General features: G+C 72.7%; 25 protein-coding genes and 1 pseudogene. 15 read left to right on the plus strand and 11 right to left on the minus strand.

Going from position 1 to position 25,635, the window contains the following annotated elements:
* Positions 1-69 precede the first annotated feature (69 nt).
* The 5 genes from Psi01_RS12395 to Psi01_RS12415 form a co-directional block, all read right to left on the minus strand.
* Positions 70-1,401, minus strand: a complete 1,332-nt coding sequence (locus Psi01_RS12395) for an FAD-dependent oxidoreductase (protein WP_204064123.1) — start codon at positions 1,399-1,401, stop codon at positions 70-72.
* Between the two features lie 31 nt (positions 1,402-1,432).
* Positions 1,433-2,686: a class I adenylate-forming enzyme family protein gene (locus Psi01_RS12400; protein WP_204064124.1), complete on the minus strand. Its 1,254-nt coding sequence runs from the start codon at positions 2,684-2,686 to the stop codon at positions 1,433-1,435.
* A 127-nt stretch (positions 2,687-2,813) separates the two neighbouring features.
* Positions 2,814-4,370: an AMP-binding protein gene (locus Psi01_RS12405; RefSeq protein WP_239127560.1), complete on the minus strand. Its 1,557-nt coding sequence runs from the start codon at positions 4,368-4,370 to the stop codon at positions 2,814-2,816.
* 56 nt (positions 4,371-4,426) lie between these two features.
* Positions 4,427-5,530: a phenylacetate--CoA ligase family protein gene (locus Psi01_RS12410; RefSeq protein WP_204064126.1), complete on the minus strand. Its 1,104-nt coding sequence runs from the start codon at positions 5,528-5,530 to the stop codon at positions 4,427-4,429.
* Positions 5,527-6,594: an LLM class flavin-dependent oxidoreductase gene (locus Psi01_RS12415; RefSeq protein ID WP_204064127.1), complete on the minus strand. Its 1,068-nt coding sequence runs from the start codon at positions 6,592-6,594 to the stop codon at positions 5,527-5,529. The genes Psi01_RS12410 and Psi01_RS12415 overlap by 4 nt, the downstream gene beginning before the upstream one ends.
* A gap of 232 nt (positions 6,595-6,826) precedes the next feature.
* On the opposite strand from Psi01_RS12415, the gene Psi01_RS12420 reads away from it, so the two are divergent.
* Both Psi01_RS12420 and Psi01_RS12425 read left to right on the plus strand, forming a co-directional pair.
* Positions 6,827-7,285: a hypothetical protein gene (locus Psi01_RS12420; protein ID WP_239127562.1), complete on the plus strand. Its 459-nt coding sequence runs from the start codon at positions 6,827-6,829 to the stop codon at positions 7,283-7,285.
* 76 nt (positions 7,286-7,361) lie between these two features.
* A complete protein-coding gene (locus Psi01_RS12425) occupies positions 7,362-7,823 on the plus strand; it encodes a sensor histidine kinase (protein ID WP_204064128.1) in 462 nt (153 codons plus the stop codon).
* A gap of 45 nt (positions 7,824-7,868) precedes the next feature.
* Here the strand turns inward: Psi01_RS12425 and Psi01_RS12430 are convergent, their stop codons facing one another.
* Positions 7,869-8,855, minus strand: a complete 987-nt coding sequence (locus tag Psi01_RS12430; protein ID WP_307819231.1) for an acyl-CoA dehydrogenase family protein — start codon at positions 8,853-8,855, stop codon at positions 7,869-7,871.
* A 119-nt stretch (positions 8,856-8,974) separates the two neighbouring features.
* On the opposite strand from Psi01_RS12430, the gene Psi01_RS12435 reads away from it, so the two are divergent.
* The 3 genes from Psi01_RS12435 (at position 8,975) to Psi01_RS12445 (ending at position 13,241) form a co-directional block, all read left to right on the plus strand.
* Positions 8,975-9,592 (plus strand): hypothetical protein, encoded by a 618-nt coding sequence (locus Psi01_RS12435; protein WP_204064129.1) that lies wholly within the window; start codon positions 8,975-8,977, stop codon positions 9,590-9,592.
* A 91-nt stretch (positions 9,593-9,683) separates the two neighbouring features.
* Positions 9,684-11,426, plus strand: a complete 1,743-nt coding sequence (locus Psi01_RS12440) for a proline--tRNA ligase (RefSeq protein ID WP_204064130.1) — start codon at positions 9,684-9,686, stop codon at positions 11,424-11,426.
* A 216-nt stretch (positions 11,427-11,642) separates the two neighbouring features.
* Complete coding sequence (locus Psi01_RS12445; RefSeq protein WP_204064131.1) at positions 11,643-13,241, plus strand: methyl-accepting chemotaxis protein; 1,599 nt, start codon at positions 11,643-11,645, stop codon at positions 13,239-13,241.
* Between the two features lie 250 nt (positions 13,242-13,491).
* On the opposite strand, the gene Psi01_RS12450 is transcribed toward Psi01_RS12445, so the two are convergent.
* From Psi01_RS12450 to Psi01_RS12470, 5 genes are all read right to left on the minus strand, one after another.
* Positions 13,492-13,701, minus strand: a complete 210-nt coding sequence (locus tag Psi01_RS12450) for a DUF4236 domain-containing protein (RefSeq protein ID WP_204064132.1) — start codon at positions 13,699-13,701, stop codon at positions 13,492-13,494.
* A gap of 128 nt (positions 13,702-13,829) precedes the next feature.
* Positions 13,830-14,021, minus strand: a complete 192-nt coding sequence (locus tag Psi01_RS12455) for a DUF4236 domain-containing protein (protein WP_203873194.1) — start codon at positions 14,019-14,021, stop codon at positions 13,830-13,832.
* Positions 14,022-14,128: 107 nt separating this feature from the next.
* Positions 14,129-14,827, minus strand: a complete 699-nt coding sequence (locus tag Psi01_RS12460) for a hypothetical protein (protein ID WP_204064133.1) — start codon at positions 14,825-14,827, stop codon at positions 14,129-14,131.
* A 43-nt stretch (positions 14,828-14,870) separates the two neighbouring features.
* Positions 14,871-15,338, minus strand: a complete 468-nt coding sequence (locus Psi01_RS12465) for a ferritin-like domain-containing protein (RefSeq protein WP_204064134.1) — start codon at positions 15,336-15,338, stop codon at positions 14,871-14,873.
* Positions 15,335-15,838, minus strand: a complete 504-nt coding sequence (locus Psi01_RS12470) for a hypothetical protein (protein WP_204064135.1) — start codon at positions 15,836-15,838, stop codon at positions 15,335-15,337. Before Psi01_RS12470 ends, Psi01_RS12465 begins: the two co-directional genes overlap by 4 nt.
* 187 nt (positions 15,839-16,025) lie before the next feature.
* Here Psi01_RS12470 and rimP point away from each other — a divergent pair, with 187 nt between their 5' ends.
* The 10 genes and pseudogenes from rimP (at position 16,026) to rpsO (ending at position 25,537) form a co-directional block, all read left to right on the plus strand.
* Positions 16,026-16,547 (plus strand): ribosome maturation factor RimP, encoded by a 522-nt coding sequence (gene rimP / locus Psi01_RS12475; protein ID WP_204064136.1) that lies wholly within the window; start codon positions 16,026-16,028, stop codon positions 16,545-16,547.
* Between the two features lie 11 nt (positions 16,548-16,558).
* Positions 16,559-17,563 (plus strand): transcription termination factor NusA, encoded by a 1,005-nt coding sequence (gene nusA / locus Psi01_RS12480; RefSeq protein ID WP_239127564.1) that lies wholly within the window; start codon positions 16,559-16,561, stop codon positions 17,561-17,563.
* The gene (locus Psi01_RS12485) at positions 17,547-17,849 is read left to right on the plus strand and encodes a YlxR family protein (protein WP_204064137.1); all 303 of its coding nucleotides are present in this window, start codon (positions 17,547-17,549) and stop codon (positions 17,847-17,849) included. Before nusA ends, Psi01_RS12485 begins: the two co-directional genes overlap by 17 nt.
* 143 nt (positions 17,850-17,992) lie before the next feature.
* The gene (gene infB, locus Psi01_RS12490; protein ID WP_204064138.1) at positions 17,993-21,130 is read left to right on the plus strand and encodes a translation initiation factor IF-2; all 3,138 of its coding nucleotides are present in this window, start codon (positions 17,993-17,995) and stop codon (positions 21,128-21,130) included.
* A gap of 75 nt (positions 21,131-21,205) precedes the next feature.
* Positions 21,206-21,505 carry a DUF503 domain-containing protein gene (locus Psi01_RS12495; RefSeq protein WP_203873188.1) on the plus strand — a complete coding sequence of 100 codons (300 nt, stop codon included), beginning with the start codon at positions 21,206-21,208 and terminating at the stop codon, positions 21,503-21,505.
* A 67-nt stretch (positions 21,506-21,572) separates the two neighbouring features.
* Positions 21,573-22,055 (plus strand): 30S ribosome-binding factor RbfA, encoded by a 483-nt coding sequence (rbfA, locus tag Psi01_RS12500; protein WP_204064139.1) that lies wholly within the window; start codon positions 21,573-21,575, stop codon positions 22,053-22,055.
* Positions 22,056-22,081: 26 nt separating this feature from the next.
* A pseudogene (locus Psi01_RS12505) lies at positions 22,082-23,029 on the plus strand (DHH family phosphoesterase); the annotation flags it as partial.
* Positions 23,030-23,062: 33 nt separating this feature from the next.
* A complete protein-coding gene (truB, locus tag Psi01_RS12510) occupies positions 23,063-23,962 on the plus strand; it encodes a tRNA pseudouridine(55) synthase TruB (RefSeq protein WP_204064258.1) in 900 nt (299 codons plus the stop codon).
* Between the two features lie 153 nt (positions 23,963-24,115).
* On the plus strand, positions 24,116-25,069 hold the full coding sequence (locus tag Psi01_RS12515; RefSeq protein ID WP_204064140.1) for a bifunctional riboflavin kinase/FAD synthetase: 954 nt from the start codon (positions 24,116-24,118) through the stop codon (positions 25,067-25,069).
* 198 nt (positions 25,070-25,267) lie between these two features.
* Positions 25,268-25,537: a 30S ribosomal protein S15 gene (gene rpsO, locus Psi01_RS12520; RefSeq protein ID WP_204064141.1), complete on the plus strand. Its 270-nt coding sequence runs from the start codon at positions 25,268-25,270 to the stop codon at positions 25,535-25,537.
* Positions 25,538-25,635 lie beyond the last annotated feature (98 nt).

Here is a 25,635-nt window from a genome sequence, read left to right on the forward strand (position 1 = left end):
CCCGCGTCACGCGGACCGGCCCCGCGCCCCTCCCCGGGCGGGGGCCTTCACCCTGCGCGTACGGCCTCCTCACCCCTCCGGGGCGGCGCCGTCCCTCCTGCCGGCCACGGCGCCGAGCATGGCGGCCAGGCCCGGCAGCTTCACCCGCTCGCCCCGGTCCAGGCTCCGGGCCAGCTCCGCCTCGGCGGCCTCGATGGACAGCCACTGCCGGTAGGTCACGGGGGAGACCCCGCGCTCGGCGAGCAGGGGGACGAGGTCGGCGCGGGCGGCGGGTTCACGGCCGTCCAGGTCGGCCAGGAGGGTGCGGACCGTCTCGGCGGCGTCGGACTTGTTGGTGCCGATCACGCCCGTCGGGCCGCGCTTGAGCCAGCCCGCCACGTACTCGCGCTCGCGCACCCGCCCGGCCTCGTTGGGCACGGTCATGGTGGTCTCGGAGAAGGGGACGCCGGGCAGGGGGACGCTCTGGTAGCCCACCGAGCGCAGCACCATGCCGACCGGGAGGGTCTCGAACACCCCGGTGCCGACGACCCGGCCGTCCTGCAGCCGGGTGCGCTCCAGCCGCAGCGCCTCCACCCGACCGTCGCCGAGGATCTCCACGGGACGCATCCAGAAGCGCACGTCCAGGCGGCGGGGCCGGCCCACGGGGATGCGGGCGGCCCAGGCCTGCAGCACCTCCACGTTCCCCCGGACCTGCCGGGGCAGGGCGGACAGCTCCCCGGAGACCGGCGCCTCCTCGGGCCGCACGCACACGTCCGCGTTGGTCAGCTCGCCGAGCTCGCGCAGTTCCTTGAGGGTGAACTTGGCGTGCTCCGGCCCGCGGCGGCCGATCATGTGGATGGCCTTCACCTGGCTGTCGGCCAGCCGGGCCAGGACCTCCTCGGGCACGTCGGTGGCGCGCAGCTCCTGCGCGGTCTTGGCCAGGACGCGCACCACGTCCACCGCCACGTTCCCCACGCCGATCACCGCGACCTCGGGGCTGTCGAGGACGAAGCGGTCGGCGGGTACGTCGGGGTGCCCGCAGTACCAGTTGACGAAGTCGGTGGCCGCCACGCTCCCGGGCAGGTCCTCGCCGGGGATGCCCATCCGCCGGTCGACCATCGCCCCGGTGCAGTAGACGACCGCGTCGTAGCAGGCCAGCAGGTCCTCGACGCCGACGTCCCGGCCGAACTCGATCCCGCCCAGGAAGCGCACGCCCGGCAGCTCCAGGACCCGGCGGAGGTAACCGGCGATCGACTTGATCGAGGTGTGGTCGGGGGCCACGCCGTAGCGGACCAGCCCGTAGGGGGTGGGCAGGCGCTCGATCACGTCCACTTCGACGGGAGCGGCGGCCTGTTTCGTCAGTGCTTCGGCCGTGTAGACCCCGGCGGGCCCGGATCCCACGATCGCGACTCGCAGCGGCACATCGCCTCCCTGGCATGTCGCCCTGTAGACGTTATGCCCGCGATTGTGTATCAACCGAACTACGCCCGACCAGACTCAACCGGCCGGCGTGGTCGAGGTAGCCGGTGTCCCCGGTGCGCACGAAGCCGTCCTTGGTGAAGATCCCGGCGCTCGCCCCGGGGTCGCGGTAGTAACCGTCGGTCACCGCTCCCGACCGCAGCAGCACCTCGCCGATCTCACCCGGCGGCAGCGCCCGCCCGTCGGGGTCGCGCAGCGCGAGGTTCACCCCGTCGCGCGGCCGGCCCACCGTGTGCTCGGCGTCCTCGGGCGGGTCCTCGGGGCGGGTCCCCAGGCCCAGCCCCGCCTCGGTGCACAGGTAGCGGTTGCACACCGGCACGCCGAACCGCTCCCGCAGCGTCCGGATCAGCCCGTCGGCCGGCGGGCCGCCGCCGGACAGGACCAGGCGCAGGTGCGGCAGCTCCACCCGCCCGCCCGGCCGGCTGTTCTCATGGTCCAGCAGCCCCGCCAGCTGCGCCGGGGTGCCCTGCAGCACGCTGAGCCGGTGCTCGGCCAGGACCCTCAGGGCCGCCGCGGGCTCCCAGCGGAGCAGGACGTGCGCGGTCCTGCCCGTCTGCAGGAAGACCGGCAGCCTCGTCATGAACGTCAGGTGTCCCAGGGGGCGGGACAGCAGCCGCGCGTCACCGGTGCCCCAGCGCACCCCGGCCCCGTGCGCGCGGACCGCCTCCAGTTGCCGGTTGGAGAACACGGCCCCCTTGGGAGCTCCCGAGGAGGTCGCGGTGAACACCACGGCCACCGGGCGCCACGGATCCGGCGGCAGCGGGGGCGGCGGCCGTTCGGCCCGGTGCAGCCCCCTGAGTCGGCCGATGTCGTACGGCTCGTGCCGGGACGGGTCCTCCTGCGGGGCGCCGTACGGCTCGCCCCGGGCCGGGCGCTCCCCGAGGGGGAGAGTGAGCACGTCGAGACCGGGAAGCGGGGGGAGCAGCCCGGGGGCGGTGATCACCAGCGCCGGATCGAATCGGCTCAGCGGGACGGGACGGTCCGGGCGGAGCCCGGCGGTGATCGCTCCGATCTTGGCCGCGGCCAGGTAGCAGATCGGGAACTCCGGCCCGTCGGGGAGCGCGAGCGCCACCAGGTCCCCCATCCGCACACCCTGATGGGCGAGGCCGGCGGCGACCCCGTCGGAGAGCCGGTCGAGATCGGCGAAGGACAGGACGAGGGATCCGGAGTCGACCGCCGCGCGCGCCCCGAACCGGCGCGCGGCCTCCCCGGCGAGCAGTCGCAGCATCGCGGGGCTCCCCTGGTGAGAAGGCGCCCATCCAACGTACCCCCGCGATCGCCCCGCCGCCTCTCTCCCCGGCGCTTGGGTGATCGGCTTTTCCGGGCTCCCGTGATCCGCGCCGTTCCCCCGCCCGCTATCCGGAGGTCCGCTCCCGCAGGATCCGCTTGTCGACCTTGCCGTTGGCGTTCACCGGGAGGGCGTCCACCACGATCACCCGCCGGGGCACCTTGTAGTTGGACATGTTGTCCCGGGCCCAAGCGATGATCTTGTCGGGGTCGGCGGTGTGGCCGGGGCGGGGCACCACGAACGCCCAGCCCGCCTCGCCCAGCCGCTCGTCCGGCACCCCGACCACCGCCGCCTGGGCCAGCGAGCCCTCCCGCAGCAGCAGGCCCTCGACCTCGGCGGGGGAGACGTTGAACCCGTTGACGATGAACAGCTCCTTCTTGCGGTCCACGACGGCCAGGTTCCCGGCGGCGTCGAGGGTGCCGACGTCACCGGTGTGGAGCCAGCCGTCACGGACCACCTCGGCGGTCTTGTCCGGCTCGTCCCAGTAGCCGCGCATGACGCCGTACCCCCGCATGATGATCTCGCCGCGCTCGCCGGCGGGGACGTCCCCGCCCGCGTCGTCGACGATCCTGACCTCGATGCCCGGCACGGGACGGCCGGTGCTGGAGGCGATGACCTCGACCGGGTCCTCCGCCCTGGTCATGGAGACGACCGTGCCCTCCATCAGCCCGTAGGCGTTGATCATGCGTTCCAGCCCCAGCCGGTCCAGCGCCCGGCGGACGAGCTCGGCCGGGACGGAGGCCGCGCCGCAGATCGCCACCCGCAGCGCGTGGCCGGTGGTGTCGACCTCCTCCAGCACGCGGTGGAACAACGTCGGCGGGCCGGCCAGGATCGTGATCCTCCGCCTCTGCACCAGCTCCGTGAGCAGGTCCGGGCTGAACGCCCTGATCGGCATCATCATGGCGCGGCGCAGCACGCAGGCGAGCATCCCGGCGTTGAGCCCGAACCCGTGGGCGAAGGGCGCGATGATCGGATAGCGGTCGCCGGGCCCCAGTGTGACGATCTCCGACCAGTCCCAGTAGCCGCGCAGGACCTGGGCGTGATCCAGCATCACGCCCTTGGGCGTGCCGGTCGTCCCGGAGGTGGACATGATCTCGCACAGGTCGTCGGGCCGTACGGTCAGCGCCCGCTCCTCGGCCTCCGCCCGGGAGACCCGCGCGCCCACCGAGAGCAGCCCCGACGCCGGCAGGCATCCCGGCCGCCGCACGTCCTCGGGGACGACCACGTGCCCCAGGGCGGGCAGCCCGGCCACCGGCCGTCCCCGCGCGGGCCCGCCGGCCGCCCCGGCGAGCAGGTCGGCGAGGACCGTCCCGTCGGGGCCCGCGCCCGTGATCAGCACGCTCGCGGAGGTCTTGCGCAGCAGCTCGACCGCCTCGATGCCCTTGTAACGCGACGACAGCGGGACCACCACCGCCCCGGCGTCCCAGACGCCGAAGGCCGCCAGGACCCACTGCAGGTCGTTCACGCCCCAGATCGCCACCCGGTCGCCCGCCTCGACGCCCAGGCCGATCAGCCCCCGGGCGACGGCGCCGGCCCGGGTGCGCAGCTCGGCCAGCGACATCCGGACCTCCCCGTCGGCCACCACGATGTCGGAGGGATGGCCGGCGGCCTGATCACGCAGCATCCGGGGGATGGTCCCCCAGTCCGGAACGTCCATCTCGCGCCTTTCGGAAGGACGGTTCAGGGAGCCAGGGCCGTGCGGTCGCGGCCCAGGTGGTGACCGCGCGCGTCGTTCACCGTGCCCGGCGCGCCCGTCTCGGCGGCCCGCTCGGCGACCTCGACGGCGATCGTGATCGGGGTGACCGCCTTGAGCGACTGCTGGATGCGGGAGCGCCACATGGGGTTGCCGACGAGGCTCTCCCGGTTGAAGGTCACCGTCAGGGTCGCGACGTCGAGCGTGCCCTGCCGGGAGAGGCCCAGCTCCCAGCCCGACACCCCGTCGATCCTGCCGAGCGCCCGGCGCAGCCGTTCCAGCGACAGCCAGACCCCGCGCACCAGCACGTGATCGCCCACCGTGTGCGCGGGGGCGGGGATCGCGTCCCCGGCGGGCACCCGGGCGACCTGCCCGGTGCGCAGCACGGTGTCGCCGTCGACGACGGCCAGCTCGGCCAGTCCCTCGGCGTACGGCGGGGCGAGCAGCTCGTCCTTCTCCAGCGAGGCCAGGCGGAGGGCGTCCGGGGCGATCGGCGTGAGCGGGTCGGCCTCGGAGGACCGCCAGCCCAGCGGCACCCCGGTGAAGGGGGAGCCGTAGACCTCGGTGACGTCCGCCTCGAACTCGGAGGCCAGGTGCTCCATGGTCCGCCGGGAGGCGATCTCGCCGGTCAGGATGATGTGCCGCAGCCCCAGGTCCAGCGGGTCGAGCAGGAACTCCAGGTGCAGCCTGGCCAGCAGGTCCATCGCCCCGGTCGGTGTGATGACCAGGCCCGTCGCGCCCAGGGACTCCAGTGCGTGGTGCAGCCGCAGCCGCCCCCGCGGGCCGACCGAGGCCGCCGCCTGCGCCCGCTCGGCCGCGGCGTGCGCCCACTGCGGTCCGGCCAGCTCGCCGTCGTTCGACAGGGCCACCACGACCCGGTCCGACGGCCCGACGCCGGCCGCCTCCAGGGCGGCGGTGAAGGCCCCGGCCGCCGCGGCCGGGGCGCCGCGCACGACGGTGTCGCCGTCGGGGGAGACCAGCAGGAGCCCGGTCAGGGCGCGCCCGGAGGAGGCGGGGCCGCCGCGGGTCCGCCAGACCGCCGGGGCGCCGCCGCCGGCGCCGGGAAGGGACGTCGTGCTCTCCGGGGTCACTTCATCACCTCGGTCATGAACAGCCGCATCGACTCGCAGACGTGCTCGTGGGCCAGGCCGCCCACCTGGGCCTGGAGGATCAGGTCGGTGGCCCCGGCCTCGGCCACGCGGGCGGCGGCCTTGCGGGAGCCCTCCACGTCGTCGACCACGACCATGTGGTGCTCGCGGAGCGTGGCCATGGCCTCATCCGGCGGCAGCCCGGCGGCGAGCTGGCCGAGGACCTTGTGGGTGGCGTGCCGGGCGTCGTAGTAGTCGGGCGGGGTGACCAGGTTGACCTGGCGTCGGATGTACCACAGGACGGGGTCGGCGGCGATCCCGATCGCCTCCTCGCGGGTCCGCCCGACGAACCAGGGGATCATCAGCGCGATCCGCCGCGTCGCGGGGTCGAAGCCGTTGTCGGCCAGGCACTGCTTGTAGGCGGCGATGTCCTCGGCGACGTCGTCGAGGCCTTTGAGCATCGTCATGCCGAGCAGGTGGTAGCCGTGCCGGGCCGCGGCGAGATAGCCCTCCAGCGAGGTGGACGCCACCCACACCGGCGGGTGCGGGACCTGGGCGGGGCGGGGATAGACGGCGACGTCGGGGATCTCGAAGAACTCGTTGGAGCGGCTGACCGGTTCGCCGTCGGCGTTCCAGATCGCCAGCGTCGCCTCCAGGGAGTCCTCCCAGATCTGCCGCGACTTCTCGAACGGCCGCTGGAACGCCTGGTACTCCAGCGGCGAGGCGCCCCGGCCGGTGCCGAACTCCACCCGGCCGCCGGACAGGACGTCGAGGGTCGCGACCCGCTCGGCCGTGCGGATCGGGGACTGGAAGGGCAGCAGCACCACGCCGAGACCCAGGTGGATCCGCTCGGTCAGCTGGGAGGCGGCCGCCAGGACGAGATCGGGGGCGGACGAGTGGGAGAAGCCCCGGGTGAAGTGGTGCTCGACGAACCACGCGGTGTCGAAGCCCAGCCGGTCGCCGAGGACCACCTGGTCGACGACGTTCCGGAACGCGCGCTGCTCGACCTCGCGGGAACGCCCGCGGACCTCCAGCTCGTATCCCAGGCTGATCCGTAGGGACGTCATCCACGCCTCCGTTGTGTCATGTCAGTCCACTGCCGCGGATCGAGATTTAACCAAGCGCTCGCTTGGCGAGATTACCAGCCGGGTGGAACGGCAACAAGCCGAGTTCGTGCGCCCGGCGGGAAACGGGACGGGCGATGACAAGCCGGTCTCCTGTGGCGGGTTCGCGTTTGGCGGGGGCGAAGAAGCGGCAAAGCGGGAGACGCGACATCCGGAAGGTGGCACGCTCCCAGTCATGAGGGGACTGCGCGGAGGGCGCTCCACGAGCGCGCCCGACGAGATCCAGCTGGCCGGCGCGCGCCGCTTCGAGGCGTTCGGCCGGGTGATGGCCGCACTCGCCTGCGACGCCGAGCTGATGGAGGGCTGCCGCGACCTGACGTGGTGGCGGGGGACCGACCACAGCTGGCACATCGAGTGGCGTGACGGCCTGTACGCCACCGAGGTCGCCGCCACGCTCGCCGAGCGCGTCCGCGACCCGGACCATCCCACCGCTCTGGTCACCCCCGCCGGGCTGGCCACCTCCGGGTCCGCCGCCCTCGACGTGATGGGCGTGCGCTTCCTGCTGCTGGCCGTCGACCCCCTGGGCCGCGACCGGCTCCGCGCCCGCCCCGGCCCCTGGCGCCTGGCCGACGCGCTCGACACCACCCGCCGTACGGCCTCGCGCCACCCCTGGGAGGAGCTCCTGGGCGGCTGAGGCCGTTCACCAGTGGCTCACCAGTCGGTTCCCAGTTCTACCGGTCATAGTGATGACCGGTAGAGAGAGGGGCCGTATGGCCATTCGGACCAGGGGCGGTCGCATCGCGCCGGTCCTCGCCGCCGTCCACCGGATGGAGGACGCGTCCGCCCGTGAAGTCCGGGACGGCATGCTCGGGGAGGCCCTGCGGGATCTGCTGACCGGATGGTCGGAGTGCACGGGGATCGCGGTGGAGGTCTGGGCGCTGCCCCGGGGCAGGATGCCCGCCCAGATCGCCGGCAGCGTCCTCGTCGTGGTGAGCGGGGCGCTGTCGAACGTCGCCCGGCACAGCGGGGCGCGCACCGTCTCGGTCGCGGTCACCGCGACGCCGGGGGAGCTGCGGCTGACGGTGAGCGACGACGGCCGGGGCTTCGCCGGCCCTGCGCGCGGGCCCGGCCTGGCGGCCGTCGAGGCCTCCTTCGCCGCCGTCGGCGGCCGGCTCGCGGTCAGGAGCGTGCCCGGGGAGGGCACGACGGTCTCCGGAGCCGTAGCCCTGTGATCCTCTGTGGCCATCTGTGACCCTCTGTGAACTTCTGCGGCCTCCTCACAGACCGGCCGCCGCGGCCAGGCGGGCGCGGTGGGCCTGGGGCGGGCCGAAGAGCTGGGCGTCGGAGGTGGCGCGCTTGAAGTAGCGGTGGGCCGGGTGCTCCCAGGTGATCCCGGTGCCGCCGTGGATCTGGATGTTCTCGCCGGCGGCGGCCAGGTAGGCCTCGGTGCAGTAGGAACCGGCCACCGCGGCGGCGACGGACAGCTCGCCGGCGGGGGACCGGGCGGCGGCCAGGGCGGCCGACCTGGCGGACTCGACCAGCAGGAGCAGGTCGGCGAGCTTGTGCTTGACGGCCTGGAAGGAGCCGATGGGGCGGCCGAACTGGTGGCGCTGCCCGGCGTGGGCCACGGCCGACTCCAGGCAGCGTGCGGCGCCGCCCACCTGCTCGGCGGCCAGACCGGTGACGCCCAGGTCGCGGACCCGCTCCCAGCCCGTGCCGTCGCCGGCGGGCAGGACCGGGACGGCGTCGAAGGCCAGCGCGGTCAGCGGGCGGGTGGGGTCCAGGGTGGTGTGGGGCGTCCGGGCCGAGGGCACGGCCTCCACCAGCTCGCCGTCGGCGAAGGCCAGTACCACCTCGCCCTCCAGCGCGTAGGGGGCGGTGCCGGTGAGCCGCCCGCCGGACAGCGTCAGATCGGCGTCGCCGGGCAGCAGGACGGTCGCGGTGCGCGAGCCGTCGGCGATGCCGGGCAGCAGCCGGGCCATCGCCGCGCGGTCCCCGCCGGCCACGAGAGCCCCGACGGCGAGGACGGCGGTGGCCAGATAGGGATGGGGGCTCAGCGCGCCGCCGAGCTCCTCGCAGACGACGGCGGTCTCCGCCGGTCCGCACCCCGCCCCGCCGTACTCCTCGGGTACGGCCAGGCCCGCGACGCCGAGCTCGGCGGCGAGGCGGTGCCACGGCGCGTCCGGGCGCGCGGAGAGGAAGGCGCGCACGGCGTCGCGCAGATCGGCCTGTTCCTCGGTGAGAGTCATGTCGGCAGCGTCCACAGGCGGAGCATAAGCAAGCGCTAGCTCGTTTGGTATAGCTTGAACGTTTTTGTCGATATTTGCAGGTCAGATATGCTCCCTATAGCCACAGTCGGATGCAGATCGGGGGATCAGCGGCTTTGGTTGGACAGAACGACACGCTCGACTTCCTCGCGGGGGAGCGGAGGGAGCGGGCGATTCTGCGTCACATGGTGTTCTCCCTCACCGCGGGACTGGCCTTCGGTGCCCTGGGAGAGGCGCTCGCGAGCGGACCGGAGTCGTTGCACGACGCCTTCGACCCCTACGTCTACCTCCTCCTGGCGGCCGTGGTGGGGCGGACCGCCGCCGGGTTCGGCTGGGCGCTGCTGGGCAGCGCGCTGGCCGCGCTGGGACCCGTCATCGCCATGCTGGCGGCGACGGCCCTGCTGCCGGACGCCCATCTGCTGCGGCTGGACGGCGACGGCCTGACGCTGAACTTCGTGTTCCTGAGTCTGGCGGCCTTCGGGACGCTGGCCCACTTCGCCAGGTACGAGGGACTGCGGGGCGACCTGGCCACGGGCCTGCCCGCCGGGTTCATGGCGATCCAGGCGGTCCGGGCGCTGCAGGACGGGACCTGGACGGTCTTCGCGGCGGCCATCCTCGTGGCCGTGGTGCTGCTCTGCATGCGCGCAGGCGTGGGGCGCGTCCGCGCCGCCGTGGTGGCGCTGGCGCTGGGGGCCGCGCACTTCGTGTACGCGGCCGGGGGGAGCCTCGGGTGAACGGCGGTGGGATAACGGCAAGCGGTCCGGTTGCCCGAGTCGATACGCTGTAGGACGACAATCCTGTGATCCCTGCTAGCGAGGAGTAGCCGTGCTGCTGCGCATGTCGTCGTTGTTTCTCCGAACCCTGAGGGACGACCCGGCAGACGCGGAGGTCCCGAGCCACAAGCTGCTCGTCCGCGCCGGCTACGTCCGCCGCGTCGCGCCCGGCGTCTACTCCTGGCTGCCCCTCGGCAAGATGGTGCTGGAGAACGTCACGCGCATCGTCCGCGAGGAGATGGACCGGATGGGCGGCCAGGAAGTGCTCTTCCCCGCCCTCCTGCCCAAGGAGTACTACGAGGGCACCGGCCGCTGGACGGAGTACGGCGACACGCTCTTCCGCCTCAAGGACCGCAAGGGCGCCGACTATCTCCTCGGGCCCACGCACGAGGAGATGTTCACCGACATGGTCAAGGGGGAGTACTCCTCCTACAAGGACTACCCGGTGACGCTGTACCAGATCCAGACGAAGTACCGCGACGAGGCCCGCCCCCGGGCCGGCATCCTGCGCGGGCGCGAGTTCGTCATGAAGGACTCCTACTCCTTCGACCTCGACGACGACGGTCTCAAGCGCTCCTACGAGCAGCACCGCGAGGCCTACATCCGGACCTTCGACCGGCTCGGGCTCACCTACAAGATCTGCTTCGCCACCTCCGGCGCGATGGGCGGCTCGGCCTCGGAGGAGTTCCTCGCCCCGGCCGAGACCGGCGAGGACACCTTCGTGGCCTGTCACCACTGCGGTTACGCGGCCAACGCCGAGGCGGTCACCACCCCCGCCCCCGCCGCGCCCGAAGCCGGGCACCCGGCCCCGCAGGTGCTGGACACCCCCGACACCCCGACCATCGAGTCGCTGGTCGCCCACCTCAACGAGCACCACGGCCTGAACGTCACCGCCGCCGACACGCTCAAGAACGTCGTGGTCAAGGTCGCCACTCCCGGCTCCGACAAGACCGAGACCCTCGTCATCGGCGTGCCCGGCGACCGCGAGGTCGACTTCAAGCGGCTCGAGGCCTCCCTGGCCCCCGGCGAGCCCGCCATCTTCGAGGCCGAGGACTTCGCCAGGCACCCCGGCCTGGTGCGCGGCTACATCGGCCCGCAGGTGCTCAAGGACCTGGGCATCCGCTACCTCGTCGACCCCCGGGTCGTCGCCGGCACGGCCTGGGTGACCGGCGCCAACGAGCCCGGCAAGCACGCCGTGAACGTGGTGGCCGGGCGCGACTTCGCCCCCGACGGGACCATCGAGGCGGCCGAGGTCCGCGCCGGGGACGACTGCCCCGTGTGCGGCTCGCCGCTCTCCATCGACCGCGGCATTGAGATCGGCCACATCTTCCAGCTCGGCCGCAAGTACGCCGACGCCGCCAAGCTCGACGCCCTCGGCCCTGACGGCAAGCCCGTGCGCATCACCATGGGCTCGTACGGCATCGGCGTCTCGCGGGCGGTGGCGGTGCTGGTCGAGCAGAAGCACGACGAGCTCGGCCTGGTCTGGCCCCGCGAGGTCGCCCCCGCCGACGTGCACATCGTGGGCACCGGCAAGGAGAACCAGATCGAGGTGGCCGTCCAGCTCGCCGAGGAGCTCCGTGCCCGCGGCCTGCGCGTCCTGGTGGACGACCGCGCCGGGGTCTCGCCGGGCGTGAAGTTCAAGGACGCCGAGCTGCTCGGCATGCCGACCATCGTGGTCATCGGCCGGGGCCTGGCCCAGGGCGTCGCCGAGCTGCGCGACCGGGCCACCGGCGTCAAGGAGGAGATCCCGATCGCCGAGGCCGCCGACCGCGTCGAGGCCGCCTGCCGCGCCTGACCGTCCGTACGGTCACCGTCTGAACGACCGATGAGCGGCCCGCCGGGACGGCGGGCCGCTCATCGGCGTGCCCGGACGCGGGACGGCGTGCGGAACCCGGCGGCTGTTCCGGCTCAGCTTTCCGGAAAGTTTCCCGATACGGAGAGTCGAGGCGGGCAGGAAGGAGGTCTTCCGGGTCCTGTCCCCGTACGGATCACTATCGGAACAGGACTGTCAATGAGGACATCGAACTTCACGATCAGCCGCAAGCTGGGCGTCGGCTTCTTCGTGGTCGTGCTGACCATGGTGCTGTCGACGGTTTTCGGAGTGGCGCGGGTCGAGGAGATCAATGACCGGCTGACCACCATCAACGACCTCAACGCCGTGAAACAGCGTTATGCGATCAACTTCCGCGGGAGTGTGCACGACCGTGCCATCAGCCTGCGGGACGTCGTGATGGCCAAGACGCCCGCCGAGGCGGAGCCGGAGGTCGCGACCATCGAGAAGCTCGCGGCCGACTACGCCGCCTCGGCCGAGAAGATGACCGCGATCTTCGCTGACGAGAGCAAGGTCGGCCAGGCGGAGAAGGACGCGCACGCGGAGATCGAGCGGATCGAGCGGGAGACCCTGCCGCTGATCGACGAGGTGATCACCCTGCGCAGGGCCGGTGACACCGACAGGGCGATGGAGATCCTGGTCGAGCAGGCCAAGCCGCTGTTCATCGACTGGCTCGCGGCGATCAACCGCCTGATCGACCTCGAGGAGTCGATGAACCGGGCCGAGACCGCGCACGCCCGCAGCACCGCCGACGGCTTCCTGGCCGTCATGATGCTGGTGTGCGCCCTGGCGATCGCCATCGCGGTCGCCGTGGCCTGGAGGATCACCCGGAGCATCACGCGGCCCCTGGCCGAGGCGGTCACGGTGATGAACGCCGTCGCGGAGGGCGACCTGACCCGGAGGGTGAACGTCACCTCCGGAGACGAGGTCGGCCGGATGGGACAGGCGATGAACGCCGCCCTGACGAAGATCGGCGAGGTCATGTCCGCCTTCACGCGCAGCGCCGACGACCTGACCGGGACCAGCGAGCGGATCGGCGCGCTGTCGGGCCGGATCGCCGGCGGGGCGGTGGAGTCCGCGGCCCAGACCGACGTCGTCGCGTCCGCGGCGAACGAGGTCTCCCGCAACGTCCAGACCGTGGCGACGGGTTCGGAGGAGATGGGGTCGGCGATCCGGGAGATCGCGCACAGCGCCAGCGAGGCGGCGACGGTCGCCGGTCACGCGGTGACCGCGGTGGAGACGACCACCGCGAGCGTGACGCGGCTGGGCGAGTCCAGCCGGATGATCGGTGACGTGGTGAAGGTGATCACCTCGATCGCCGAGCAGACCAACCTGCTGGCCCTGAACGCCACCATCGAGGCGGCCCGGGCCGGGGAGTCCGGCAAGGGCTTCGCGGTGGTCGCCGGCGAGGTCAAGGACCTGGCCCAGGAGACCGCGCGGGCGACCGAGGACATCGCGCGCCGGGTCGAGGCGATCCAGGCCGACACCGCCGGAGCCGTCCAGGCTATCGCGGACGTGGCGGGGGTCATCGCCCAGATCAACGACTACCAGACGACCATCGCCGCCGCCGTCGAGGAGCAGACCGCGACAGTGAACGAGATGAACCGCAGCGTCGCCGAGGCGGCCGCCGGGTCGGGGCAGATCGCGGAGAACATCACCGGGGTCGCCTCCGTCGCCAGGGCCACGACCGAGTCGGTCGAGGAGTCGCGGCGGGCCGCGGGTGAACTGGCGGAGGTCTCGGAGCGGCTGCGCTCCCTGGTCGCCGGGTTCCGCTTCTGAATCCGATCCGGGTCCGGCTCCCGGTGCCGGGACCCGCTCCCGCCGCGGATCCGCCTTCCGGCGTCGGGTCTCGCTCCCGCCGCGGATCCGCCTGCCGGGTCTGATCCCGTCTCGTACGCCGTCTCACGCGGGCCGCCGGAGTCTCCGGGCGGCCCGGTCACCGGCCGCGCGGCCCGCGGGGGTCAGGGCGGGCTGCGGCGTCCGCGGCCGGTGATGCTGTCAGCGGGAGCACTGCCCGCAGTCGACGGTGTCAGTAGCGGTGGCGTCGGTAGCCGGAGCGCTTGCCGATCGCCTTGCCGACGTGGAAGCCGCCGGGCAGGTTCAGCGTCACGTACTTGCGGCCGTCGGGGGTCCTGCTGACGTGGAACCTGCGGGTGCCGAAGCTCTGACCCACCCCGTGGGGGGACAGGTCCAGACGGAACGGACCCAGCTTGATCGACTTCCTGTAGTGCCAGCCCATGTCATCTCCCCGGAACCTCGTGCGTCATCGAGGACAACGGCCGGTGCCCGCGGATGGTTCCTGCGCGGGAGCCGGACCCGGCCGTCTGCGGACCGCGACGCGCCGGCGTCGCCGCCGACCGCGGCCGGCTAGCGCCGGGAGCCGCTGAGGGTCTTGCGCCAGTGGAAGCCGCCGGGCAGGTTGACGCTGAGCGTCCGTCGGCCGTCGGCCGTCTTGGTCACGCGGAAGGCACGGTTGCCCCAGCTGTGCCCGACCCCGCTGCGGGACAGGTTGAGGCGGAACGGCCCCATCTTGACGGATTTCCGGAATCCCCAGCCCATTGCTCTTTCCTCCCTTGGTGAATTCGGGGAATCTCCTCTACCCGTCAGCGCGCCGCCAAACACGGGCAAAGGAACGCGGGAGGAGAGGGCGCGGGCCGGGAGCGGTCCTATCCGGCGGTGACCGCCTCGATGGCGGCGAGGGCTTCGGCGGCGCCGTCGCGCACCCGTGGGTCGTCGTCGCCGAGGCAGGCGGCCACCGGAGCGGCGAGGCCGGGGAGCATCGCGCGCAGATCCAACGTGGCCCGGGCGACGGCCGCGTCGGCGACCTCCTCGTCCCACTCCTCCTCGTCCTCGTCGGCGTCCTCTTCGTCGGCGTCCTCTTCGTCTTCGTCTTCAGCGTCGGCGTCCTCGTCGCCCCAGCCGTCCACGGCGAACATCCGCCGCGCGAGCGCGGGGATGTCCGGCTCGCGCCCGGCCGGGTAGGCCGCGGCCCGCAGTTCGTCCTCGGGGACGCCGGGCCGGGCCGCCTCGGCCACCTCGCGGAGGAAGCCGAGCAGGATCACGCGGAGCGGCTTGACGGCGGACTCTCCGCCGGAGTCCCTCCCGGAGAACGGGTCGGCGACCGGCCTGGCCGTCCGCGGATCGGCCAGCAGGCCCGCCACCACCAGGGCCGCCGGAGGGGTGACCGTCCAGGGCGTCCCCTGGTGGATCACCGCGCCGCCCAGGTGGAGCACCGCGGCCCGCCGGGCGTCCTCGTCGTCGCCGACCAGCGCCCGCAGGTGGCCGGGGGTGTCCGAGGCCATGCCGTAGGCGTGGAACAACCGGGACCAGTCGACATCCGCCACCGCGGTCAATCCCATCTGCATCCGGGAGATTCTGCCCCAGCTCTCGCGCCCTCGCGACCCGCGGTCAGGAGGAGGACGCCGGCGTCGGCGTCGGCGCGGGCGTGCCCGGCGCGGGGACGGCGGTCTCGGGCATGCCGGGGAAGGCGTCGATCGACGGGCGCAGGCCGTACGACCGGGTGGCGCACTCCTGCATGGCCAGCGCGGCCATCCGCCGCAGGGACATGTCCTCGGAGGCGGCCAGCTCCAGATAGGCCGTCGTCACCCTCTCCTCGACCAGCACGGCCAGCTCGACGGCCTGGTCCGCGGTGGAGGGGGTGACGGGCAGCGTGTAGGACACGCCCGGCTCGGCCGGGGTGCCGCCGCGCGTGGTGATCAGCGCGCGGAGCCGGTCGCGGCGGGCGCGGTGGGCGTTGAAGGCGTTCGTCGCGGTGGCCCGCAGCCTGCCCGTGGTCCTGGCGGCGATGACCCCGTAGGCGTAGACGGCGGCGTGCTCGGCGGCCAGGGCCGTGCCGAGTCCCTGCTCGGACCTCACAGGGCCCTCGACAGAGCCGTGGCGTGGGCGGCCTCGCAGGCGCCGATGGAGGCCACCAGCTGGGCCAGCGCGGGAGAGACGTCGGCGACCTGCCGGGAGCGCAGGGCCGCCGCCTTGCGTTCGAGGTCGCGCAGCTCGCGCACGGAGACCGCCGGTTCCGGCGCCGGGGTCGGCGAGGAGGCGGGACCCCCCGACGACGGGACCGGCGAGGAGGGCGCCGGAGAGGACGCCGGGCCGTCGGCGGGCAGACGCCTGCGCAGCTCGGCGAGGTGGGCCTCGTGCCGCTGCCGGAAGGGGACGAGCTTACTCGACGACGCCGAGGCGTAGAGCGCGATCGTCTGCTCCTTGTCCGCGATGAGCTGCCGCAGCAGCACGGTCTCCGGGTCGGGAGGCGCGGACGCGGCCGGTTCGGGCTGCTCGGCGGAGCATCCCGCGACCATCGCGGCGGCCACGCCGAGAGCGCCGCCCCCCAGCAGGGTGCGCCGGGAGAGGGAACGCACGGACGACCTCCGGTCTAGGGTGGTTGCTGACGCATCTAGCATCGTACGGGTTCACAATGGCAGTCATCGCGCTTCTTGGTCGGCCCCGCCACACCGAGTGGCGCTCTTTCTACGCCCTGGTGTGGATAGGCTGGTGGACCGCGCGGGCGAGGGACGCCCGCGCAGATCGTGACAATGGGAGGTCGACATGGGCAGCGCCACATCCCGCGACCGCCTGATGAAGCTTCTAGAGCCCGTCGTCGAAGCCGAAGGGCTCGACCTGGAGGACGTCACGGTCACTCCGGCGGGTAAGCGGCGGCTGCTGCGCGTCGTCGTCGACCGTGACGGCGGCGTGAGCCTGGACGACGTCGCGGAGGTCAGCCAAGCCGTCTCCGCCGCGCTGGACGCCGATGACGCGATGGGCTCGGCGCCGTACGTGCTGGAGGTCTCCTCTCCCGGGGTCGACCGCCCCCTCACCGAACCGCGCCACTGGCGGCGCGCGGTGAAGCGGCTGGTCAAGGCCGACCTGAGGGACGGCACCTCCCTGGAGGGACGGATCCTCGCCGCCGACGAGACGGGCGTGGATCTGGACGTCGACGGCGTGTCGCACCGCCTCGACCATCAGGACCTGACCCGAGGCCGGGTGCAGGTGGAGTTCCGCCGGTTCGACGAGACCGACGACGACGGCGACGACGCCGGAGACGACGGCGACGACGGCGACGAGGGCTAAGGGGAAGCCTCGTGGACATCGACATGAGCGTCCTGCGCAGCCTGGAGCGGGAGAAGGACATCTCCTTCGACCTGGTCGTCAAGGCGATCGAGGACGCACTGCTGATCGCATATTTCCGGACCGAGGGAGCGGCCGCCAAGGCGCGCGCCGAGCTCGACCGGCACACCGGGCACGTGACCATCTACGCCGCCGAGATCGGCGAGGGCGGGGAGGTGCTCAGGGAGTTCGACGACACCCCGGGCAACTTCAGCCGCATCGCCGCGACCACGGCCAAGCAGGTCATCCTGCAGCAGCTCAGGGACGCCGAGGACGAGATCAATTTCGGCGAGTTCGCCAGCCGTGAGGGCGAGCTCGTGGCCGGCGTCATCCAGCAGGGCAAGGACCCCCGGGTGGTCCTGGTGGACCTGGGCAAGATCGAGGCCGTGCTCCCGCACAACGAGCAGGTCCCCGGCGAGGAGTACGTCCACGGAGAGCGCATCCGCTGCTACGTGGTCCAGGTCAAGAAGGGCCACAAGGGGCCGTCGGTGACGCTGTCGCGCACCCACCCCGGCCTGGTCAAGAAGCTCTTCGCGCTGGAGGTCCCGGAGATCGGCGACGGCACGGTCGAGATCGCCGCCGTCGCCCGGGAGGCGGGCCACCGTACGAAGATCGCTGTGCGCTCCCGCCGCCCCGGCGTCAACGCCAAGGGCGCCTGCATCGGCCCGATGGGCTCGCGGGTGCGCAACGTGATGACCGAGCTGCACGGCGAGAAGATCGACATCATCGACTGGTCGGAGGACCCGGCGGAGTTCGTGGGGAATGCCCTCTCGCCCGCCCGTGTTTCCAGTGTCGAGGTGATCGATCCCGCGGGCCGTGCCGCGCGCGTGGTCGTGCCGGACTACCAGCTCTCCCTCGCCATCGGCAAGGAGGGGCAGAACGCCCGGCTGGCCGCCCGGCTCACCGGCTGGCGCATCGACATCCGCTCCGACGCCCAGGCGGGGGACGCGGCCGGTTCCACAGATGCGTCCACACGGTAAGCTGGAATATGGTGACCAGGTTGCCCCGCAGAGAACATGCGTGGGCTGCCGGGTTCGCACGGTTTACTCCGAGCTGCTCCGCCTGGTGGTGGTCGAGGGCGTCATCGTCCCCGACCTGCGACGACGGCTCCCGGGGAGAGGTGCTTCGCTGCATCCCGACCTGAGCTGTCTCGAACTCGCCGAGCGTCGTCGGGCGTTTCCGCGCGCGTTCCGCGCCGCGGGAGCGCTCGATCCGTCGCCGGTGAGACGCCACCTGGAAGGGCTGCAGACCGAAAGGATCGGGTGAAGATGGTTGCCAACTGTCATGTAGGACGCCGAGTTGATGGGCTGGTCAGATAGCTATGAGCGCCTGATGAGCATGCGGCGATGAGTACGTTCACGTAACGACGGTCCGGCGGCACTGCCTCCCGGGCCGAGTAAGGGAGTGCAGTGGCGAAGGTCCGGGTATACGAGCTCGCCAAGGAGTTCGGTGTTGAGAGCAAGGTCGTCATGGCCAAGCTCCAGGAGATGGGCGAGTTCGTGCGTTCGGCGTCCTCGACTATCGAAGCACCGGTAGTCCGCAGGCTCACGGAAGCTTTGGGCGGGCCGAGCAAGGGCTCGTCCGACAGGGGCGGCAACAGGACGCCCAGGCCGCCGCAGGCGGCCCCCCGGCCGGCAGACAGCCAGGCCGGCAACGGCGCTCCGGCGCCCACCTCAGTCCCGCGGCCGGGACCGGCTCCCAAGCCGGGTCCGCGCCCCGGTCCGGCTCCTCGGCCGGCGGCCCCCGCGCCGCAGGCCCAGCAGCCCCAGATCCAGCAGCAGCCTCCGGTGCCGCCGCAGCAGCCGTCCCCGGTGCAGCCGCCGCGCTTCGAGGCTCCCCGTCCCGACGCTCCGCGTCCGGCCGGCCCCGGCCCCAAGCCGGGCCCGCGGCCCGGTCCGGCTCCTCGGCCGGCTCAGGGCGGTCGTCCCGAGGCCGGGCGTCCGGAGGGCCGTCCCACGGGCGGTCCCGGCGGAGCGCCTTCCGCTCCCCGTCCCGGTGCCGGCGGTGCCAAGCCCGGTCCGCGTCCGGGTCCGCGCGGCCCGCGTCCGGGCAACAACCCGTTCTCCTCGAACGCCAGCGGCATGGGTCAGGCCCGTCCGCCGCGTCCGGGCGGCCCGGGTGGCCCCGGCGGCCGTGACGGCGGTCCCGGCGACCGCGGCCCGCGCCCGGGTCCCCGCGAGGACCGCGGCCCGCGTGAGGACCGCGCTCCGCGTGACGGCGCCGGTCCGCGTCCGGCCGGTCCGCGTCCCGGCCCGCCCGGTGCGGCCGGTCCGCGTCCGGGTCCCGGCGCCGGTGGCCCGCGTCCGGGCGGTGGCGGCGGTGTCGCCGGTCCGCGTCCGGGTGGTCCGCGTCCCAGCCCGATGATGATGCCCCAGGGCCGTCCGGCGGGTCCGGGCGGCGGCGGCGCCGGTCGTCCCGGTGGCGGCGGTGGCCGTCCCGGCGGCGGTGCCGGTCGTCCCGGCGGCGGTGGCCGTCCGGGCGGTGGCGGCGGCTTCGCCGGCCGTCCCGGCGGCGGTGGCGGCGCCGGTCGTCCCGGCACCGGAACCGGTGGTCCCGGTGGCGGTGGCGGCGGCGGTTTCGCCGGTCGTCCCGGTGGCGGCGGCCGTGGCCGCGGTGGCGGCACGGCGGGTGCCTTCGGCCGTCCGGGCGGACGCCCGGCCCGCGGTCGCAAGTCCAAGCGCCAGAGGCGCCAGGAGTTCGACAACATGCAGGCCCCGGCGATCGGCGGCGTGCAGGCTCCCCGCGGCGGCGGTCAGACGATCCGCCTGTCGCGCGGCGCCTCCCTGGCGGACTTCGCCGACAAGATCGGTGCGAACCCCGCGTCGCTGGTGCAGATCATGCTGCACCTCGGCGAGATGGTGACCGCCACGCAGTCGGTCAACGAGGAGACGCTGCAGCTGCTGGCCGCCGAGCTCGACTACAACCTCCTGGTCGTCAGCCCGGAGGAGGAGGACCGCGAGCTGCTCGAGTCCTTCGACATCGAGTTCGGTGAGGACGAGGGCGACGAGGCCGACCTGGTCGCGCGTCCGCCGGTGGTGACCGTCATGGGTCACGTCGACCACGGTAAGACCAGGCTGCTGGACGCCATCCGCAAGACCAACGTGGTGGCCCGCGAGGCCGGTGGCATCACCCAGCACATCGGTGCCTACCAGATCACCACCGAGCACGAGGGCGAGCAGCGGCGGATCACCTTCATCGACACCCCGGGTCACGAGGCGTTCACCGCCATGCGTGCCCGCGGTGCCAAGGTCACCGACATCGCCATCCTGGTGGTCGCGGCCGACGACGGTGTGAAGCCGCAGACCATCGAGGCGCTGAACCACGCCCAGGCGGCCGACGTGCCGATCGTGGTCGCGGTCAACAAGATCGACAAGGAGGGTGCGGACCCGAACAAGGTCCGGGCCCAGCTCACCGAGTACGGCCTCGTCGCCGAGGAGTACGGCGGCAGCACGCTGTTCGTCGACATCTCCGCCAAGAACGACATCGGCATCGAGGGCCTGCTCGAGGCGGTCCTGCTCACCGCGGACGCCGAGCTCGACCTGCGGGCGAACCCGACGATGGACGCCCAGGGCGTCGCCATCGAGGCCCACCTCGACAAGGGCCGCGGCCCGGTGGCGACCGTGCTGGTCCAGCGCGGCACGCTCCGCGTCGGCGACTCGATCGTCTGTGGCGAGGCCTTCGGCCGCGTCCGGGCGATGCTGGACGAGAACGGCGACTCCATCGAGGAGGCCGACCCGTCGCGTCCGGTCCTGGTGCTCGGTCTGACCGCGGTGCCCGGCGCCGGTGACAACTTCATCGTCGTCACCGACGACCGGATGGCGCGCCAGATCGCCCAGCAGCGGGCGGCCCGCAAGCGCATCGCCGACATGGCCAAGTCCGGCCGGCGTCGCACCCTCGAAGAGATCTTCAGCGAGATGGAGAAGGGTCAGGCCGACGAGCTCAAGCTCATCATCAAGGGTGACGTCTCCGGTTCCGTCGAGGCTCTGGAGGACGCGCTGCTCAAGATCGACGTCGGTGAGGAGGTGCGCCTGCGGGTGCTCCACCGCGCGGTCGGCGCCATCACCGAGTACGACGTCAACCTGGCCATGGCCGACGACAACGCCGTCATCATCGGTTTCAACGTGCGTCCCGAGGTCCGGGCGCGCGACCTGGCCGAGCGCGAGGGCGTCGACATCCGCTACTACTCGGTCATCTACCAGGCGATCGAGGAGATCGAGGCGGCCCTGAAGGGCATGCTCAAGCCCGAGTTCGAAGAGGTCCAGATGGGCACCGCCGAAGTCCGCGAGGTCTTCAAGGTGCCGAAGATCGGCAACATCGCCGGTGCGCTGGTCCGCTCGGGTGTCATCGTCCGCAACAGCAAGGCTCGCATCATCCGCGGCGGTGTCGTCATCTCCGACAACCTCACCGTGTCGTCGCTGCGTCGCTTCAAGGACGACGCGACCGAGGTCCGCGAGGGCTACGAGTGCGGTATCGGTGTCGGCTACAACGACATCAAGGTCGACGACGTCATCGAGACCTTCGAGATGCGGGAGAAGCCGCGCGTGTGACGCCCGTCCCCGCCCGCGCCGGTGCGGTCCGCCGCACCGGCGCGGGCGCGGGAAGGCACGTGTGGTGAACCAGCCATGTACGTAGGTGCCTTGACACTGGACATCCTGCTCGGCGACGTCCGTTCGCTGAAGCAGAAGCGCTCCGCGGTGCGTCCCATCATCGCCGAGGTGCAGCGCCGGTTCCCGGGGGTGGCGGTCGCCGAGACCGGCCATCTGGACCTGCACCGCCGTACCGAGATCGGCATCGCGGTCGTCTCCGCCACCGCGGCCAACTGCACCGGTGTGCTGGACGACTGCGAGCGCCTGGTCGCCGGTCGCCCGGAGATCGAGCTGCTGTCGGCCAGGCAGCGGCTCTACAACGAGGACGAGGACTAGTTACGGACGGCCGGAGACGGGGCAGCGGCTCCGTGACCGGCCGCCCGCGAGAAGGGGGGAAGCGAAGATGGTGGACGCCGCACGCGCACGCAAGATCGCTGACCGTATCCAGCAGATCGTGGCCGAGCTGCTGGAGCGCCGCATCAAGGATCCGCGGCTGGGCTTCGTCACCATAACCGACGCCCGGATCACCGCCGACCTCAGCGACGCGACGGTGTTCTACACCGTGTTCGGCTCCGAGGCCGAGCGGGCCGACTCCGCCGCGGCCCTGGAGAGCGCCAAGGGGCTCATCCGCTCCGAGGTCGGCCGTCAGACCGGCCTGCGCCACACGCCGAGCCTGACGTTCACCCACGACCCGCTCCCGGACAACGCCCGCCACCTCGACGACCTGCTCGCCGAGGCCAGGGCCAAGGACGCCGAGATCGCCAGGAAGGCGCAGAGCGCCCAGTACGCCGGGGAGGCCGACCCCTACAAGCGGCCCGACGAGGACGGCGAATCCGCCGAAAACGCGGACGACTCGTCAGACCGCGCGGGACACTCGGCAACGTGACGCCCCACCTGCGCGACGACGGTCCGGTGCCCGGGCGTGACTGGGACCGGGCCGTCGAACTGATCTCGTCCGCCGACGAGATCGCCCTCGCCTGTCACGTCTCACCGGACGGCGACGCGCTCGGCTCGATGCTCGCGGCCGGCATGGCGTTGCGGGCGGCGGGCAGGCGCGTGACGGCCTCCTTCGGCGACCGCCGTTTCGAGGTGCCCCGGCTGCTGGGCTTCCTGCCCGGCCAGGACCTCCTGGTCGAGCCCGCCGACTACCCGGCCGCGCCCGACCTGATGATCACCTTCGACGTGGCCATGGCCGACCGGCTCGGCGTGCTCGCCGAGAACGCCGGCAAGGCCCGCGAGCTGATCGTGGTGGACCACCATCCGTCCAACCCCGGCTTCGGCACGGTCAACCTCGTCGACCCCGCGGCGCCCTCCACCACCACACTGGTCGAGGAACTGCTGCGCAGGCTCGGCCTGCCGGTCGACGAGGCCGTCGCCACCTGCCTGTACACCGGCCTGGTGACCGACACCGGCTCGTTCAGGCACTCCTCCACCACCCCTGCGGCGCACCTCATGGCCGCCCGGCTGGTGGGTGCGGGCCTGGATCCCGAGGAGATCTCCCGGCGGCTGTGGGACCGCTCGCCGTTCGGCTACCTGAAGGCGCTCAGCGCCGTCCTCGCGCGGGTGACGCTGGAGGCCGAGGTGGGCGCGGGCCTGGTCTGGACGTTCGTCACCCGCGACGACCGGGCCGCCCACGGCCTGCCGTACGACGCGGTGGAGGGGATCATCGACGTGGTCCGGCGCGTCGACGAGGCGGAGGTCGCCGTGATCCTCAAGGAGGACGACGACGGGGCCTGGCAGGTCTCCACCCGCTCCAAGGGCGGGGTGGACGTCGCGCGCCTGTGCGCCGCGCTGGGCGGCGGCGGGCACGCCAGGGCCGCCGGTTTCACCTCCCACCTGCCCGTCGAAGAGACGATGGCGCGGCTGCGCGCGCTTCTGCAGAAGGATTCCCCCATGAGTACGGCTCGCGCCAAGCGAACCCCGCCGCCGAGCGGGCTGATCATCGTCGACAAGCCCGCCGAGTGGACCTCGCACGACGTCGTGGGCAAGCTGCGCGGCATCGCCGGCACCCGCCGGGTCGGCCACGCCGGGACGCTGGACCCGATGGCCACCGGAGTGCTGGTGGTCGGCGTGGAGAAGGCGACCCGGCTGCTGGGCCACCTGGCCCTCACCGAGAAGGGCTACGACGGCACGATCCGGCTCGGGCAGTCCACCAACACCGACGACGCCGAGGGCGAGATCGTCGCGACGGCGTCCGCGGCGGCGGTCACCGAGGAGGGCGTCCGCAAGGGCGTCGAGGCGCTGACCGGCCGGATCATGCAGATCCCGCCGCAGGTGAGCGCCATCAAGGTCAATGGCGAGCGGGCCTACAAGCGGGCCAGGGCCGGGGAGGAGGTCGAGCTCCAGGCGCGTCCGGTCACGGTCTCCGGTTTCGAGGTCGTCGCCGTGCGCCGCGAGGGCGACCTGGTCGACGTGGACGTCTCGGTGACCTGCTCCAGCGGGACCTACATCCGGGCGCTGGCCCGCGACCTCGGCGCGGCCCTGGGCACCGGCGGCCACCTGACCGCCCTGCGCCGCACCCGCGTCGGCCCCTACGACCTGTCGATGGCGCGCACGATCGAGGATCTCGGCCGGGAGTGCGTCATCCTGCCCATGGCCGAGGCGGTCGCCGCGGCCTTCCCGCGCCGCGACGTGACCGAGCAGGAGGCCGCCACGGTGGCGCACGGCGGGCGGCTGCCCGCCGCGGGGCTGGGCGAGGGCCCGATCGGGGTCTTCGGCCCGGACGGCACGCTCATCGCCCTGGTCGAGGAGCAGGGCAAGATTGCCAAATCCCTGGCCGTGTTCGTGGGCTGAGGGCGCCCGGGCCGCGGCCCGGCGGGAGGCGGGCGACCGGTTCCCGGCCAGGCCGGAGGGGGCGCCGACGGTCAAGGGACTCCCCGATTGGGGAAAGGCCGGTGGAGCATGGCAGGCTTTAGGGGTCGATCCGTCACAAGGGAAGAGGCTGCGGTGCGAGGCTGGCACGGATTGGACGACGTGCCCGAGGACTGGGGCAGGTCCGTCATCACGATCGGCGTCTTCGACGGCGTGCACACCGGACATCAGCAGATGGTGGCCAGGGCCGTCGCGATGGCCGGCCGGCTCGGGGTGCCGTCGGTGGTGGTGACGTTCGACCCCCATCCGGAGGAGGTGGTCCGGCCGGGCACGCATCCGCCCCGGCTGACGACCGCCAGGCACCGCACCGAGCTGTTGGCCGCCCTGGGCGTCGACGCCGTGTGCGTGCTGCCGTTCACGCTGGAGTTCTCCCGGATGACCCCCGACGAGTTCGTGCAGACCGTGCTGGTGGACCGGCTGCACGCGGCGGGGGTCGTGGTGGGGGAGAACTTCCGCTTCGGCCACAAGGCCGCCGGCGACGTCGAGACGCTGCGCAACCTCGGCGAGAAGTACGACTTCGAGGCCGAGGGCGTGCCGCTGGTGAGCAACGGGGAGACCATCTCCTCGACGCTGATCCGCGAGCGCCTGGCCGCCGGCGACATCGAGGGCGTCACCGCCGCCCTCGGCCGCCCGCACCGGGTGGAGGGCGTGGTGGTCCGCGGCTACCAGCGCGGCCGTCAGCTCGGCTTCCCGACCGCCAACGTCGAGTCGCCGGAGTTCACCGCGATCCCCGCCGACGGCGTCTACGCCGGCTGGCTCCAGTGCATCCCGACCGGCAACCTGCCGGCCGTCTACGACGGCGCGCGCTGGCCCGCCGCGATCTCCGTGGGGACCAACCCGACCTTCGAGGGCGTGGACCGCACCGTCGAGGCCTACGCCCTCGACCGCGACGACCTCGATCTGTACGGCGCGCACGTGGCCGTCGACTTCGGCCACCGGCTGCGCGGCAACACCAAGTTCGACTCGATCGAGGCGCTGATCGAGCAGATGAACGCCGACGTCGCCGAGGCCCGCCGCCTGACCGCCTGACCGTGCGATCGGCGGGCCCGGGGGGTGCGCGGGCTCCGGCGTGTGCGGGGGAGTCGGGCCGATGGTAGTCTGGCGTGTCAGCTCTGTAACCGGTGGTGTCGTAGCCCCCGGCAGCTGATCCGCCACGGCGACTGTAGGCACGCACGGTCGCTCGGGCTTTCCGAAATCACGTGTGCCCGTAGATGTTCAAGGAGAGACGTGTCGCTCGACACCACCACCAAGAAGCAGATCATCAGTGAGTACGCCAAGAGCGAGGCCGACACCGGCTCGCCCGAGGTGCAGATCGCGCTGCTCAGCAAGCGCATCAGCGAGCTCACCGAGCACATGAAGCGCAACAAGCACGACTTCCACAGCCAGCGCGGTCTGCTGCTGCTGGTCGGCCGTCGCCGTCGTCTGCTCAAGTACCTGCAGAGCAAGGACATCCAGCGTTACCGTTCGCTTATCGAGCGGCTCGGCCTGCGCCGATAGCATGAGGGGGGAGTGGCGTCCACGCCGCTCCCCCACTTTCGTGGGGGATGTTCCGGCGCGTCGCGCCGTGGGAACGTGTCCCTGCGAGCAAACTGAAT

The sequence above is a fragment of the Paraplanobispora siamensis genome, from assembly GCF_016863175.1.
GTDB classification, from domain to species: Bacteria; Actinomycetota; Actinomycetes; order Streptosporangiales; family Streptosporangiaceae; genus Planobispora; species Planobispora siamensis.